Origin of the sequence: Mycobacterium sp. Root135 (genome assembly GCF_001426545.1) — a bacterium.
In the GTDB taxonomy this organism is placed as follows: domain Bacteria; phylum Actinomycetota; class Actinomycetes; order Mycobacteriales; family Mycobacteriaceae; genus Mycobacterium.
In genome coordinates this window covers 694,727-709,487 of record NZ_LMEZ01000001.1, presented here as the reverse complement: position 1 = coordinate 709,487, position 14,761 = coordinate 694,727, and the positions used below count along the sequence as shown (strand labels likewise).

The 14,761-nt window shown below is 67.4% G+C and carries 13 protein-coding genes; 11 read left to right on the top strand and 2 right to left on the bottom strand.

Translation table 11 applies throughout. From position 1 onward, the window contains the following. Positions 1-25: 25 nt before the first annotated feature. The 4 genes from ASD37_RS03420 (at position 26) to ASD37_RS03405 (ending at position 3,722) form a co-directional block, all read left to right on the top strand. Positions 26-1,033 carry a VWA domain-containing protein gene (locus tag ASD37_RS03420; protein WP_056548079.1) on the top strand — a complete coding sequence of 336 codons (1,008 nt, stop codon included), beginning with the start codon at positions 26-28 and terminating at the stop codon, positions 1,031-1,033. A gap of 76 nt (positions 1,034-1,109) precedes the next feature. Continuing rightward, positions 1,110-1,826: a 3-oxoacyl-ACP reductase FabG1 gene (gene fabG1, locus ASD37_RS03415; RefSeq protein WP_056548078.1), complete on the top strand. Its 717-nt coding sequence runs from the start codon at positions 1,110-1,112 to the stop codon at positions 1,824-1,826. A gap of 40 nt (positions 1,827-1,866) precedes the next feature. Further along, positions 1,867-2,676 (top strand): NADH-dependent enoyl-ACP reductase InhA, encoded by an 810-nt coding sequence (gene inhA, locus ASD37_RS03410; protein WP_056548075.1) that lies wholly within the window; start codon positions 1,867-1,869, stop codon positions 2,674-2,676. Continuing rightward, complete coding sequence (locus tag ASD37_RS03405) at positions 2,676-3,722, top strand: ferrochelatase (protein WP_056548072.1); 1,047 nt, start codon at positions 2,676-2,678, stop codon at positions 3,720-3,722. Before inhA ends, ASD37_RS03405 begins: the two co-directional genes overlap by 1 nt. On the opposite strand, the gene ASD37_RS03400 is transcribed toward ASD37_RS03405, so the two are convergent. Further along, entirely contained in the window at positions 3,688-4,563 is an 876-nt protein-coding gene (locus tag ASD37_RS03400) for a hypothetical protein (protein ID WP_056548067.1), read from the bottom strand. The two genes, ASD37_RS03405 and ASD37_RS03400, sit on opposite strands and share 35 nt — an antisense overlap. Positions 4,564-4,622: 59 nt before the next feature. Here ASD37_RS03400 and ASD37_RS03395 point away from each other — a divergent pair, with 59 nt between their 5' ends. The 3 genes from ASD37_RS03395 to ASD37_RS03385 are packed head-to-tail and all read left to right on the top strand — an operon-like array spanning position 4,623 to position 6,647. Continuing rightward, on the top strand, positions 4,623-5,054 hold the full coding sequence (locus ASD37_RS03395) for an NfeD family protein (RefSeq protein WP_056549762.1): 432 nt from the start codon (positions 4,623-4,625) through the stop codon (positions 5,052-5,054). Positions 5,055-5,073: 19 nt separating this feature from the next. Continuing rightward, positions 5,074-6,291 carry an SPFH domain-containing protein gene (locus tag ASD37_RS03390; RefSeq protein WP_056548062.1) on the top strand — a complete coding sequence of 406 codons (1,218 nt, stop codon included), beginning with the start codon at positions 5,074-5,076 and terminating at the stop codon, positions 6,289-6,291. Beyond that, positions 6,288-6,647: a DoxX family protein gene (locus ASD37_RS03385; protein WP_056548060.1), complete on the top strand. Its 360-nt coding sequence runs from the start codon at positions 6,288-6,290 to the stop codon at positions 6,645-6,647. The genes ASD37_RS03390 and ASD37_RS03385 overlap by 4 nt, the downstream gene beginning before the upstream one ends. Here the strand turns inward: ASD37_RS03385 and ASD37_RS03380 are convergent. After that, entirely contained in the window at positions 6,622-7,359 is a 738-nt protein-coding gene (locus ASD37_RS03380) for a TVP38/TMEM64 family protein (RefSeq protein WP_056548057.1), read from the bottom strand. The two genes, ASD37_RS03385 and ASD37_RS03380, sit on opposite strands and share 26 nt — an antisense overlap. A gap of 148 nt (positions 7,360-7,507) precedes the next feature. On the opposite strand from ASD37_RS03380, the gene mutA reads away from it, so the two are divergent. The 4 genes from mutA to ASD37_RS03360 all read left to right on the top strand — a co-directional run bounded on the left by mutA (position 7,508) and on the right by ASD37_RS03360 (position 14,026). Then, positions 7,508-9,418, top strand: coding sequence for a methylmalonyl-CoA mutase small subunit (gene mutA / locus ASD37_RS03375; protein WP_056548055.1), 1,911 nt, complete (start codon positions 7,508-7,510; stop codon positions 9,416-9,418). 1 nt (position 9,419) lies between these two features. Then, entirely contained in the window at positions 9,420-11,681 is a 2,262-nt protein-coding gene (scpA, locus tag ASD37_RS03370; RefSeq protein ID WP_056548053.1) for a methylmalonyl-CoA mutase, read from the top strand. Beyond that, positions 11,682-12,674: a methylmalonyl Co-A mutase-associated GTPase MeaB gene (gene meaB / locus ASD37_RS03365; RefSeq protein WP_056548051.1), complete on the top strand. Its 993-nt coding sequence runs from the start codon at positions 11,682-11,684 to the stop codon at positions 12,672-12,674. It begins immediately after the preceding gene. A gap of 86 nt (positions 12,675-12,760) precedes the next feature. After that, positions 12,761-14,026, top strand: a complete 1,266-nt coding sequence (locus tag ASD37_RS03360) for a serine hydrolase domain-containing protein (protein WP_082569925.1) — start codon at positions 12,761-12,763, stop codon at positions 14,024-14,026. Positions 14,027-14,761 lie beyond the last annotated feature (735 nt).

Genomic DNA, 14,761 nt, shown 5'->3' with positions numbered 1-14,761 from the left:
CTATGACTGAAATGACAACTCGCACATGACATTGCCGTTCTTCGGTCCGATGAGCCTCTCGGGATTCAAGAGCCCGTGGTTCTTCCTGTTCCTGCTGGTCGTGATCGGCCTGGTGGCCCTGTACGTCATCGTCCAATCGGCACGGCAGAAGCGGATGCTGCGCTTCGCCAACATGGAGCTGTTGGAGAGCGTCGCGCCCAAGCGCCCCGCCCGCTGGCGACACCTGTCGGCGGTGCTGATGGTGCTGTCGCTGGTGTTGTTCACCGTTGCGATGGCCGGGCCCACCAACGACGTTCGGATTCCGCGCAACCGGGCCGTGGTGATGCTGGTGATCGACGTGTCGCAGTCGATGCGCGCCACCGACGTCGCCCCGAGTCGGTTGGCCGCCGCCCAGGAGGCCGCCAAGCAGTTCGCCGACCAGCTGACGCCGGGCATCAACCTCGGGCTGATCGCCTACGCGGGCACCGCGACGGTGCTGGTGTCGCCGACGACCAACCGGGACCCCACCAAGGCGGCCATCGACAAGCTGCAGCTCGCCGATCGCACCGCGACCGGTGAGGGCATCTTCACCGCGCTGCAGGCGATCGCCACCGTCGGCGCCGTCATCGGCGGCGGAGACGAGCCGCCTCCTGCGCGCATCGTGCTGATGTCCGACGGCAAGGAGACGGTGCCGTCGAATCCGGACAATCCCAAGGGCGCGTACACCGCTGCCCGCACGGCCGACGACCAAGGCGTGCCGATCTCCACGGTGTCCTTCGGCACGAAGTACGGCTACGTCGAGATTCAGGACCAACGCCAGCCCGTGCCGGTCGACGACGAGATGCTGCGCAAGATCGCCGATCTGTCTGGCGGAAACGCCTATACGGCGTCGAGCCTGGAGCAGCTCAAGGCGGTGTTCACCTCGCTGCAGGACCAGATCGGCTACGAGACCGTCAAGGGCGACGCCAGCGTGGGATGGCTGCGGCTGGGTTCGCTGGTGCTCGCGTTGGCCGCGTTGGCCGCGTTGCTGATCAACCGTCGTCTGCCGGGGTGAGGCCCGCGGCCGATTTCGGCCACCGTCGGGTGAGGCGATAGGTTGGGCGTCATGCCGTGCACGCGAGGAGCAATGAATGCCTGAGTTCGTTTCCCGCTCCGTCCTGGTCACCGGCGGTAACCGAGGCATCGGTCTCGCTATCGCCCAGAGGCTGGCCGCCGACGGACACAAGGTGGCCGTGACGCACCGCGGATCCGGTGCGCCCGAAGGATTGTTCGGCGTCGAGTGCGACGTGACGGACAACGCCGCCGTCGACCGCGCCTTCACCGAGGTCGAGGAGCACCAGGGTCCGGTCGAGGTGCTGGTGTCCAACGCCGGCATCTCGAAGGACGCCTTCCTGATGCGGATGACCGAGGACCGCTTCCAGGAAGTCATCAACGCGAATCTCACCGGGGCGTTCCGGGTGACTCAGCGGGCCTCGCGCAGCATGCAGCGCAAGCGTTTTGGCCGCATCATCTACATCGGCTCGGTGTCGGGCATGTGGGGGATCGGCAACCAGGCCAACTACGCCGCCGCGAAGGCCGGCCTGATCGGCATGGCCCGGTCGATCTCCCGGGAGCTGGCCAAGGCCGGCGTCACCGCAAACGTGGTGGCCCCCGGATACATCGACACCGAGATGACGCGTGCACTCGACGAGCGCATCCAGGCCGGCGCACTGGACTTCATTCCCGCCAAGCGCGTCGGCACCGCCGAAGACGTCGCGGGCGCGGTCAGCTTCCTGGCCTCCGAGGACGCCGGCTACATCGCCGGTGCCGTCATCCCGGTCGACGGCGGCATGGGCATGGGCCACTAATTCTCTTTCGTCGACGTCGTTGAACAGTAAGGACTTTCACATGGCAGGGTTTCTCGAAGGCAAGCGCATCCTCGTCACGGGGATCATCACCGACTCGTCCATCGCGTTCCACATCGCGAAGGTCGCCCAGGAGGCCGGCGCCGAGCTGGTGCTGACGGGCTTCGACCGGATGAAGCTGATCCAGCGCATCGCCGACCGGTTGCCCAACCCGGCACCGCTTCTCGAGCTGGACGTGCAGAACTCCGAGCACCTCGCGAGCCTGGGGGAGCGGGTCACCGAGGTCATCGGCGAGGGCAACAAGCTCGACGGCGTCGTGCACTCGATCGGCTTCATGCCTCAGACCGGAATGGGAATCAACCCGTTCTTCGACGCGCCTTACGAGGACGTCGCCAAGGGCATCCACATCTCCGCGTACTCCTATGCCGCACTTGCCAAGGCGCTGCTGCCCATCATGAACCCGGGCGGCGGCATCGTCGGCATGGACTTCGACCCGACCCGCGCAATGCCCGCGTACAACTGGATGACGGTCGCCAAGAGCGCACTGGAGTCGGTCAACCGCTTCGTGGCGCGCGAGGCCGGCCAGTACGGCGTCCGCTCCAATCTCGTTGCCGCAGGGCCGATCCGGACGCTGGCGATGAGCGCCATCGTCGGCGGTGCGCTCGGCGAGTCGGCCGGTGACCAGATCAAGCTGCTCGAAGAGGGCTGGGATCAGCGTGCGCCCCTCGGTTGGAACATGAAGGATCCGACGCCGGTCGCAAAGACGGTGTGCGCGTTGATCTCCGACTGGCTGCCCGCCACCACCGGCACGATCGTCTACGCCGACGGCGGCGCCAGTACCCAGTTGCTCTGATGGCATTTGACGCCCTGCTGCTGTTGTCCTTCGGTGGTCCCGAGGGGCCCGAGCAGGTACGTCCGTTCCTGGAGAACGTGACCCGCGGTCGCAACATCCCGCCGGCCCGGCTGGACGCGGTCGCCGAGCACTACCTGCACTTCGGCGGTGTCTCACCGATCAACGGCATCAACCGGGCGCTGATCGAGCAGATCGAGCGGGAGCTGGCCGACCGCGACCAACGGATGCCGGTGTACTTCGGCAACCGCAACTGGAACCCGTTCGTCGAGGACACCGTCGCCGCGATGCGCGACGACGGCGTCCGCCGGGCGGCGGTGTTCACCACCTCGGCGTGGGGCGGGTACTCGGGGTGCACCCAGTATCAGGAGGACGTGTTTCGGGCCAGGGCCGCGGTCGGGTCCGACGCACCCGAACTGGTCAAGCTGCGGCAGTACTTCGACCATCCGTTGCTGGTCGAGATGTTCGCCGACGGGATCACCGAGGCCGCCGCGACCCTTCCCGAGGAGCTCCGCGCCGACGCGCGCCTGGTCTTCACCGCGCACTCGATTCCGTTGCGCGCGGCGTCGCGGTGCGGCCAGGACCTCTACGCCAGGCAGGTCGCGTATGCCGCCGGCTTGGTCGCCGCCGCCGCGGGATACGCCGACTACGACCAGGTGTGGCAGTCGCGATCCGGTCCGCCTCAGGTGCCGTGGCTGGAGCCCGACATCGGCGATCACCTCACCGCGTTGGCCGAGGCGGGTACCCGCGCGATCGTCGTCTGCCCCATCGGTTTCGTCGCCGACCACATCGAGGTGGTGTGGGATCTCGACAACGAGCTCAAGGAGCAGGCGGACGCCGCGGGGGTCGCCTTGGCCAGGGCCACCACGCCGAATGCGCAGACGCGCTACGCCCGGCTCGCCCTCGACCTCGTCGACGAAGTTCTGACCGGTCGCGAGCCGGCCAGGGTTGGCGGAGGAGGAGTGCCCGGATACGGGGCCAGCGTCAACGGGTCGCTGTGTACGCCCAACTGCTCTAGCGACGCCAGGCCGACTGCAGAATCGCGCTGACGGCGGCCATCCGCGCCGAGCGCACCACGCCGACGAGCGGACGCAGTGCGTCGTTGGCGATCTGCATCTCCGAGGACGACTGCAGTCCGATCGGCATCAGTCCCGAGCTGACGGTGATGATGGCGTCGACGTGGGCGGCGTTCTCCAACACGCGAAGAGCCCGCTCCGGGGCGTGATCGGGGGCTCGGTGCAGCCGGGCCGACTCGAGCACCTGCTCGACGAGCCCGCGCGGGTCGGCGACGTCGGCGGAGGTCATCCCGGCCCGCAGCGTCACCAGGGCGTCGGCGGCCGAACGCACGGCGGAACGCAGTTCGTATTCTTCGTGCCCCAGGTCGAGGTGTTCGCGTAGCGGCACCTCCGGCATCGAGTACACCGTCCAAGCCAACGCGATCGGCTCGGGATAGTGGTCGGTGGATTCGTCGTCGGTGTGGTCGAAGTCGGGATCGTCCTCGTCGTAGGCGAACTCGGGCACCAGTCCGACCGCGCTGGCCGTCCCGTGGGACACGATCAGCGCCTCACCCTCCGAGATGGCGTCGGCGGTGAACTGGGTGCCTGCGGGAAGCCCACGGACGTCGCCGGGAACCGGCAGCGCCACGGCCATCGCGGTTTCCCCGGTGGGCGGACCGGCCGCCGTGCGCAACGTTTGCAGCAGCGAGACCGCGCCCGCATCGGTGAGATCGGGCCACGGCAACCCGGTGCGATCGGCCGCGGCCGAATCGTAGGCGGTCGCGGAATGCCTTGGCGCCCATAGTGACAACGCATCCAAGACGTCGTCGGGCGCGGCGACGCCGGCAAGCCAGGCGTTGGCCCACACCGCGAGAGAAACACTGGGGCACCACATGATCCACGGAGTGTAGTCGTCGACGGCTTCGCGAGTGAGATTGCCAGTAGGCTGTGAACATGGGCGCGTTGATCTGGCTGGTCGCGGCGCTGGCGCTCGCCGGTGCGGAGGCCCTGACCGGGGATCTGTTCCTGCTGATGCTCAGTGGCGGAGCGTTGTCGGCCGCAGGTGCCAGCGCGGTGTTCGGCGGGCCGGTCTGGGTCGACGGCGTGGTGTTCGCGGCCGTGTCGCTCCTGCTCTTGGTCGCGGTCCGGCCTGCGTTGCGACGGCGGTTCGCCGCGGGAACCGGGCTCCCCGAGCCGATGAAGGCGCTCGAGGGCAAGGGTGCGCTGGTGCTCGACAGGGTCGGGCGCCACGAGGGCCAGGTGAAGCTCGACGGGCAGGTCTGGACCGCTCGGCCGCTCAACGACGACGAAGTGTACGAACCGGGTGACCACGTGACGGTGGTGCGCATCGACGGTGCGACCGCAGTCGTCTTCAGGGGCATCTGAACCTAGGGAGGAACGGCAAATGGATGGTGCTTTCTTCGGGCTGATCGTGGCGGCTGTGCTGGTGATCTTCGCGATCATCGTCGTGGCGAAGTCGGTGAAGGTGATCCCGCAGGCCGAGGCCGCCGTGATCGAACGCCTCGGTCGCTACAGCAAGACCGTGTCCGGGCAGCTGACGTTGCTGCTGCCGTTCATCGACAAGATCCGCGCCAGGGTCGACCTCCGGGAGCGCGTGGTGTCTTTTCCGCCGCAGCCGGTGATCACCGAGGACAACCTGACCGTCAACATCGACACCGTCGTCTACTTCCAGGTCACCGAGCCTCAGGCCGCCGTCTACGCGATCAGCAACTACATCGTCGGCGTCGAGCAGTTGACCACCACCACCCTGCGCAACGTGGTCGGCGGCATGACCTTGGAGCAGGCGCTGACCTCCCGCGACCAGATCAACGGCCAGCTCCGCGGAGTGCTCGACGAGGCGACCGGCCGGTGGGGGCTGCGCGTGGCCCGCGTCGAGCTCCGCAGCATCGACCCACCGCCGTCGATCCAGGACTCGATGGAGAAGCAGATGCGCGCCGACCGTGAGAAGCGCGCCATGATCCTGACCGCCGAAGGCAACCGCGCGGCGTCGATCATGCAGGCCGAAGGACAGAAGCAGGCGCAGATCCTCTCCGCCGAGGGCGCCAAGCAGGCGGCGATCCTCGCGGCCGAGGCGGACCGGCAGTCCCGAATGCTGCGCGCCCAGGGTGAGCGCGCCGCGTCCTACCTGCAGGCGCAGGGCCAGGCGAAGGCGATCGAGAAGACGTTCGCCGCGATCAAGGCCGGCAGGCCGACCCCCGAGATGCTGGCCTACCAGTACCTGGAGAAGTTGCCGCTGATGGCCAACGGCCAGGCCAGCAAGGTCTGGATCGTGCCGAGTGACTTCGGGGCGGCACTGCAGGGATTCACCAAGATGCTCGGCGCGCCCGGCGAGGACGGGGTGTTCCGGTACACGCCGTCGCCGGTGGAGGCCGATCTGCCCAAGCCCGAGGACGATTCGGCAGAGGTGGCGGAGTGGTTCAACACTAAGTCCGACCCCGAGATCGCCCAGGCGGTGGCCCAGGCGGTGGCCGAGGCGCGCGTCCCGGACCCAGGGGCTCTCGACGGGCCGCGGCAGTACGCACCGCTGTCGCAGCAGGCTCAACCGCCGGCCACCGACTACTCGCAGCCGCCGGCGTCGCGCCACGGGAACCCGGACCAATGAGCTCGCTGACGTCGCCGAGGACCTATGCGGTGCTCGCTGCGATGCAAGCAGGCGACGCCGTGGCATGCGCCGTGATGGTTCCGCCGATCAAGAAGGCGTTCGACGACGTCGGGCTGGCCGAGGAACTGCGGCCGGTGATTCCGGTGGTCAAGGCCGCGTCGGCGGTCGGCCTGCTGTCGGTGTACCGGTTTCCGCGGCTGGCCAGACTGACCACGTTCATGTTGACCGTGTACTTCGTGTTGGCGGTGGCGTTTCACGTCAAGGCAAAGGACTGGAGTCCCGGGCTGGTCGCGGCGACGTCGTTCCTCGGGTTGTTCGGGGCGATGACCGTCAGGGGGCCGGAGTCCCGGCGCTAGGCACGGGGTCGGCCTGCCGGTTCTGGCGACGGTGGCTGCGGATCTCGTAGACCAGTCCGGCCACGCCGAGGCTGGCGGTGGCAAGCGAGATGAGGAAGAGCAGCGGGCTGACGTTTCCGGTGAGCGCGTCGCCGAGGATCACGATCGCCGCCGTGCCCGGCAACAGGCCCACGAAGGACGCGATCGCGAACGGTACGGGTCGGACGGCAGACGCGCCGGCGGCGTAGTTGAGCACCGAGAACGGCACCGCGGGGATCATGCGCATGGACAGCACGGTCGGCCACCCGCGCTGCCGCAGCCGCGCGTCGACCATCTCCACCCGAGGATGCGACACCAAACGGTTGAGCTGAAGTCCGGCGGCCCGCACGAGAAGCAGCGCGACGACGGCGCTGATCGTGGATGCCACCACGGCGAGTGACACGCCGAGCAGCGGGCCGAACAACAGGCCCGCCGAGAGCGTGAACGCGGTGCGCGGGAACGGGAAGATCGTCACCACCACGTGGGCGAGGAAGAACACCAGGGGGAACCAGGGACCAGCCGAGGTGGCCCAGTCGCGCATCTGCACCGCGGTGGGCAGCGGCACCAGATAGGCCACTGCGACGAGAATCACAACGGCGGCCACGGTGACCACCAACTTGCGGCGGGGAACCTGGGCCGCGGTCGACGCGATTGCGCCCCGCACCGCACCCAACGTGCTGAGTATCCCCTTCACGTCTACCGAGACTACGGGTCGGCGGACCGTCTCACGAGTCGGCGCAGCCGAGCTACCCGTCAGTAGCGTCGAGCCTGCCGGTTCGCGGCGTGACAGCGATCATTTAGCCTGTTGGACAGTTGTCAAGTCACACGCTGCATCAAGGTCGATGACAGGGGAGTCAACAGTGTCCGAACAGGTGTCCAGTTCGAATCTCAGCGTGGCTGAGTCGGACCGCGACCAATGGCGCGCTGCCGTCGCCGGCGTTCTTGCCAAGAGCACCCGGAAGGATCCCGCCGACCTGGGCGCCGAACCGGAACGACTCCTGGATTCGCCGACGTACGAAGGCTTCCCCATCCGCCCGCTCTACACCGTCCTCGACGAGCACCCCGAGCCGTCGTTGCCAGGTCGGTGGCCATACGTGCGCGGCGGCGACGCGCTTCGTGACGTCAAGTCGGGGTGGAAGGTGGCCGAGTCGTTCCCGCTCGCCGGGCAACCGGCGGTCTCGGACGGCAACGACGCGGTACTCGGCGCACTCACCGACGGGGTGAGCGCGCTGGTACTGCGGGTTGGCCAGGCGAGCGAAGCGACGGGGGGAAGCTCAGACACTGGTGTTGCGGTGGCCGAGCTCGACCGGCTGCTCGAGGGGGTGTTCCTCGAACTGGTGCCCGTGATCCTGGAATCCGGCGCGGACTACGTCGCGGCCGCCGACGCCGTTCTGGCACTGGTGTCCAACTTCGACGACGACAAGCGCCGAAGCCTGTCGGTCGACCTCGGGGCCGATCCGTTGACCTCGGCACTCGGGGACCGCAGCGCCCCGACCGTCGACGAGGTCGTCACGACCGCCGCAAAGCTGACCGGGTTCGCCGGCGGGGTACGAGCCGTGACCGTCGACGGGGCAGCCCTTCATGATCTCGGCGCCAGCGCCTCGTGGGAACTCGCCGGCGCCGTCGCGGCCGGGGTCGCGTACCTGCGATTGCTCTGCGACGGCGGCATCGCCGCACCGGATGCACTCGCGCAAATCTCGTTCCGCTACGGCGCCGACGACGACCAGTTCATGACCATTGCCAAGATGCGGGCGGCCCGCCAACTTTGGGCGAGGGTCGCCCAGGTCGTCGGCCATCCCGAGGCGGGCGCGGCGACGATCCACGCCGTCACCTCACGGGCCATGATGGCGCAACGCGACCCCTGGGTGAACATGCTGCGCACCACGCTCGGCGCCTTCGGTGCTGGGGTGGGCGGCGCGGACACCGTCCAGGTGTACGAGTTCGACAGCTCCATACCGGGCGGATTGCCAGGCGTGGCAAGAACTTTCGCGCGCCGGATGGCGCGCAACACCCAACTCTTGCTGTTGGAGGAGTCACATCTGGGGCGTGTCCTCGACCCGGCAGGCGGATCCTGGTTCGTCGAGGACCTGACGCGCCAGCTCACCGAGGAAGCCTGGCGGCACTTCCAGGAGGTCGAGGCCAGAGGCGGATTCGTCGAGGCCCGCGACCACGTCGCCGCCCAGATCGCCGACGTCCGCGCGACGCGCAGCGACGACGTTGCGCATCGCCGCACCGCGCTCACCGGGGTCAACGAGTACCCCAACCTCACCGAAGCGCCACTCGCAGCATCGGATTCGACCTCGTCGGTGGCCCGGTACGCGGCTGGTTTCGAAGCCCTTCGCGACCGCTCGGACGCATTTCTCGCCGCTAGTGGCGCGCGACCGAAGGCGTTGCTTCTGCCGGTGGGGCCACTCGCCGAACACAACGTCCGCACCTCCTTCGCCGCCAACCTGCTGGCGTCCGGGGGAGTCGAGACCGTCAACCCCGGGACGGTCAGCGCGGCGGGCGTCGCCCAAGCCGTGACCGGCGCCGGAAACCCGGCCGCCGTCGTGATCTGCGGAACCGACGCGCGCTACGCGGGCGAGGCATCCGAGGTGGTGCGCGCCGCGCGCGCCGCCGGCGTCTCCCACGTCTACCTGGCCGGACCTGCCAAGGCCGTCTCGGAGTCGGCCGACAAGCCCGACGAGTACCTCACCGCCAAGATCGACGCGATCGACGCGCTGTCGACGCTGCTCACCCGATTGGGGGCCTGACATGACGGCTTTGGAGCCAAGGATCGTCAACTTCGCCGACGTCCCGCTGTACGGCGACGACGCGCCGGCCACCGCGACGCCGACGGACGTCGACGAGCTGGTGGCCGCCGCGGCCACCGCGCACGGCTACACCGCCGATCAACTCGACTGGCCGACGCCGGAGGGAGTCGACGTCAAGCCGGTCTACGTCGCCGCCGATCGGGACGCGGTCGTCGAGGCCGGGTATCCACTCGAAAGCTTCCCCGGCGCACCGCCATTCGTGCGTGGCCCGTACCCGACGATGTACGTCAACCAGCCCTGGACCATCAGGCAGTACGCCGGATTCTCCACTGCCGCAGAGTCGAACGCGTTCTACCGCCGCAACCTCGCCGCCGGTCAGAAGGGTCTGTCGGTGGCATTCGACCTGGCGACCCACCGCGGCTACGACTCCGATCATCCCCGGGTGGCAGGCGACGTCGGCATGGCCGGAGTGGCCATCGACTCCATCCTCGACATGCGGCAGCTCTTCGACGGCATCGACCTGTCGACCGTCTCGGTGTCGATGACGATGAACGGCGCCGTGCTGCCGATTCTGGCGCTGTACGTGGCCGCCGCCGAGGAGCAGGGCGTGCCGCCGGAGAAGTTGGCGGGGACCATCCAGAACGACATCCTCAAGGAGTTCATGGTCCGCAACACCTACATCTATCCGCCGAAGGCCTCGATGCGGATCATCTCCGACATCTTCGGATACACCAGCGTCAAGATGCCGAAGTACAACTCGATCTCGATCTCGGGGTATCACATTCAGGAGGCCGGAGCGACGGCCGACCTGGAGCTCGCCTACACCCTCGCCGACGGCGTCGAGTACATCAAGGCGGGGTTGGACGCCGGTCTCGACATCGACAAGTTCGCGCCGCGGCTGTCCTTCTTCTGGGGCATCGGGATGAACTTCTTCATGGAGGTGGCGAAGCTCCGCGCCGGCCGACTGCTGTGGAGTGAACTCGTCGCCCAGTTCGACCCCAAGAACGACAAGTCGCTGTCACTGCGCACGCACTCGCAGACCTCGGGGTGGTCGTTGACGGCTCAGGACCCGTTCAACAACGTCGCCCGCACCTGCATCGAGGCGATGGCAGCCACCCAGGGACACACCCAGTCACTGCACACCAACGCACTCGACGAGGCGCTCGCACTGCCGACCGACTTCTCCGCGCGCATCGCCCGCAACACGCAGCTCCTGCTGCAGCAGGAGTCCGGTACCACCAGGCCGATCGACCCGTGGGGCGGCTCGTACTACGTGGAGTGGCTGACCCATCAGCTGGCCGAAAAGGCCCGCGCCCACATCGCCGAGGTCGCCGAGCACGGGGGCATGGCCCAGGCGATCGGCGAGGGAATCCCGAAGCTTCGCATCGAGGAGGCGGCCGCGCGCACGCAGGCCCGCATCGACTCCGGGGCACAGACGGTCATCGGCATCAACAAGTATCAGGTCGACTCCGATCAGGAGGTCGAGGTCCTCAAGGTCGAGAACAGCCGTGTACGTGCCGAGCAGATCGCCAAGCTCGAACAGCTTCGCGCCGATCGGGACGAAGCGGTCACCCAGGCGGCACTGGCCGAGTTGACCCGCGCCGCAGAGGCTTCCGGCATTTCGGGCGCTGACGGTCTCGGCAACAACCTGATGGCGTTGGCCATCGCCGCTGCGCGGGCCATGGCCACCGTCGGGGAGATCTCCGACGCGTTGGAGAAGGTCTACGGTCGCCATCAGGCAGAGATTCGCACCATCGCCGGTGTCTACCGTGACGAGGTGGGGAAGGGTGCGAACGTGCGAAACGTCCAAGCGGCGACGGAATTGGTGGAGAAGTTCGCCGAGGCCGACGGCCGACGACCGCGCATTCTGGTCGCCAAGATGGGACAGGACGGCCACGACCGCGGCCAGAAGGTGATCGCGACGGCGTTTGCCGACATCGGCTTCGACGTCGACGTCGGGTCGTTGTTCTCGACTCCCGACGAGGTTGCCCGTCAGGCAGTCGACAACGACGTGCACGTCGTCGGGGTGTCCTCCTTGGCCGCCGGCCATCTCACGTTGGTCCCCGCGCTTCGCGACGCCCTCGCCGCAGCGGGCAGGCCCGACATCATGGTCGTGGTCGGCGGGGTGATTCCGCCCGGCGACTTCGAGGAGCTGTACGCCGCGGGCGCCACGGCCATCTTCCCGCCGGGCACCGTCATCGCCGACGCCGCGATCGGCCTGTTGGAGAAGCTCGCCGAGCGGCTGGGATACAGCCTCCCCTAAATGGACCCGTCGGAGCTAGCTTCAGCCATTCGCGGCGGGGATCGATCCGCGCTGCCGCGGGCGATCACACTCGTCGAGTCGACCAGGGTCGACCATCGCGAGAACGCTCAGCGGCTGCTGATGGAGCTGTCCCCCGCAAGCGGGAGGTACCCCCAGCCCTCCGCCGGCCCCACCCTCCGCGTCGGCATCACCGGCGTGCCAGGGGTGGGGAAGTCGACCATCATCGAGGCGCTCGGCATGTCCCTCATCGAGCAGGGCCATCGCGTGGCGGTACTCGCGGTCGACCCGTCGTCGACGAGGACGGGCGGATCCATCCTCGGCGACAAGACGCGAATGGCCCGGCTCGCCGTCCATCCCGACGCCTACATCCGGCCGTCGCCGACCTCGGGCACCCTTGGCGGCGTCGCCAAGGCCACCAGGGAGACGATCGTGCTGCTGGAAGCCGCTGGGTACGACGTCGTCCTGGTCGAGACGGTCGGCGTCGGCCAGTCGGAGGTGACGGTCGCCAACATGGTCGACACCTTCGTCTTCCTGACCCTGGCGCGCACCGGTGACCAGCTGCAAGGCATCAAGAAGGGCGTGCTGGAACTCGCCGACGTCGTCGTGGTCAACAAGGCGGACGGCCGACACGCCACCGAGGCCAAGGCCGCCGCCCGAGAGCTCAGCGGAGCCATCCGACTGCTCTATCCGCGCGAGACCCTGTGGCGCCCACCGGTGCTCACGGCAAGTGCGCTGGAGGGCACCGGTCTGACCGAGCTCTGGACGACGGTGCTCGAGCATCGCCGGGTACTCACCGAGGCGGGGGAGTTCGACGCCCGCCGAAGTCGTCAGCAGGTCGAGTGGATGTGGTCGATGGTCCGCGACGCGGTCCTGGACAAGGTGTCCTCCAATGCGGGGGTCAAGGCCATCCGAGTCGACGTCGAGCAACGGGTTCGCGACGGCCTGCTGACCCCGGCGCTGGCTGCCCAGGAGATCCTGAAGCTCGTCTACTGACCTCAGGTGGAGCAAGACTGCGCGAATCGGCAACGGATCGGTAAAGCGCCGCAGAGTTTGCCGAGTTACCGGTAATTTCGATCATTGTGATTCAGGCCATAGGCGGTCGGCGCGGCGTAGCGCTTCCGCACAACGTCCGTGGTGAGGCGGATCCCAGTTTTGCCTGCGCGGTCCGGGCCTTCGCCCAGCTCTTCCCGGGCAAACGGTTCGGCGGTGGTGCGCTGAGCGTGTATCTCGACGGCCAACCCGTCGTCGACGTGTGGACCGGATGGGCCGACCGGCGGGGCACCAGGCCGTGGACCGCCGACACCGGTGCGATGGTGTTCTCGGCGACCAAGGGCATGGCCTCCACGGTCATCCACCGGCTCGCCGACCGCGGCCTCGTGGACTACGACGCCCCCGTCGCGGACTACTGGCCTGCCTTCGGCGCGAACGGCAAGGGCGGGGTCACGGTGCGCGAGCTGATGCGGCATCGCGCCGGGTTGTCGCAGCTCAACGGGGCTAGCGGGGCGGACCTGATGGATCATCTGCTGATGGAGGAGCGGATGGCCGCGGCCCCGATGGGGTGGCTGAAGGGCAAGCCGTCGTATCACGCGTTGACCTACGGCTGGTTGTTGTCCGGCTTGGCCCGTGCGGTCACCGGCCGCGGGATGCGGGAGCTGTTTCGCTCGGAGCTAGCCGGGCCGCTGGACGTCGACGGCATTCACCTCGGCAGGCCGCCGGCCGACGCGCCGACTCAACCAGCTCGGATCATCGGGCCGCAGAGCAGGTTTCAGAATCCGATCGTCAACCAGGTGATGCCGCGCCTCGCCGCGCTGCCGTTCTCCGGCGGCCTGGGGTCGATGTACTTCCCAGGGATGAAGTCGACTGTGCAGGGCGACATGTCGTTGCTCGACGCGGAGTTGCCAGCAGCAAACGGCGTGGCGACCGCAAGAGCACTCGCACGGATGTACGGGGCCATCGCGCACGGTGGACACGTCGACGGCGCCCAGTTCCTTTCGGCCGAGCTGGTGGCCAAGCTCAGCGCCCCGCCGAGCCTGCATCTCGACGGCGGGCTCATCATGCCGCTGTCGTTTCACCTCGGGTATCACGGCCTACCGCTGGGGAGCGTCCTGCCTGGTTTCGGCCACGTCGGCCTGGGTGGATCGCTGGGCTGGGCCGACCCGCGCAGCGGTCTGGCCTTTGGTTTCGTGCACAATAGGCTGTTGACCCCGCTGGTCGTGAGCGACCAGGCGGGGTTCGTGGCTACCGCCGCTTTGATCAGGCGAGGTGTTTTCCTGGCTCGCAAGGACGGGTTCAACGCCGTTACGAAGCTTGGCGCTTCATTCTCCGGGCTCTCCACGGCGGTGTAACTCCGTCGGGGCATGTATTTGTTCACTAATTTTCGCCCAGCCCGCGACTGGGCCCAAGGTGCTGACAATGCCCGTTGTCTGGTCGATCACGTTGTGGGACAGCTTGTTTCGGCAGAAGCGGGCCGACTGGCGCTCGAAACCGTCCCGTTTTCGAGGTATAAGCGCGGTAATGTTGCCAGAGTGACAGTAGGTGCCCCTGTCGTTATCGGATCGGATGTTGCCAGTGTCGAGCCGATACGCCCGGACGAGCGTTCCCATCAGTCGAGAAGGCCGCCCGTACTGTCGCCCGAGCCTCGCGTTGAGACCGCGGAAGATTCTCGATAAGCTGCGTTGATGCTGAGGTCGAAGACATTCACTTGCCTTGGTAATACTCCCGGGGGAATTCTGACAACAATGATGGTCGAATATGTGCTGTGATCCTGACTTGTTTGCTGGAAATGCGACCAGCGAAACGCAGAAGCTGTCCGCGGGCCATCGCTAAAAACGAACGGTGGCGTCAATTTTTGACGTTTCCGCAGCGTATGCGCCTAAACGAGGTTGTTGGGACGAATAGGTAGCTGTCGGTGTAGTGTCCCGACCGAAGAATGTTGAAGTGGAAAGGGCGGTAACGGATTTGCCGAAATTTTCGTACTAATGGTTCGTACTTAAAGTTCGGTTTGCTGGTCCGGAACTCCTTGCCAATACTCAACTCCAGGCGCGAATGGAAAGGACACACAGCTGATCCATAGCGCCGGA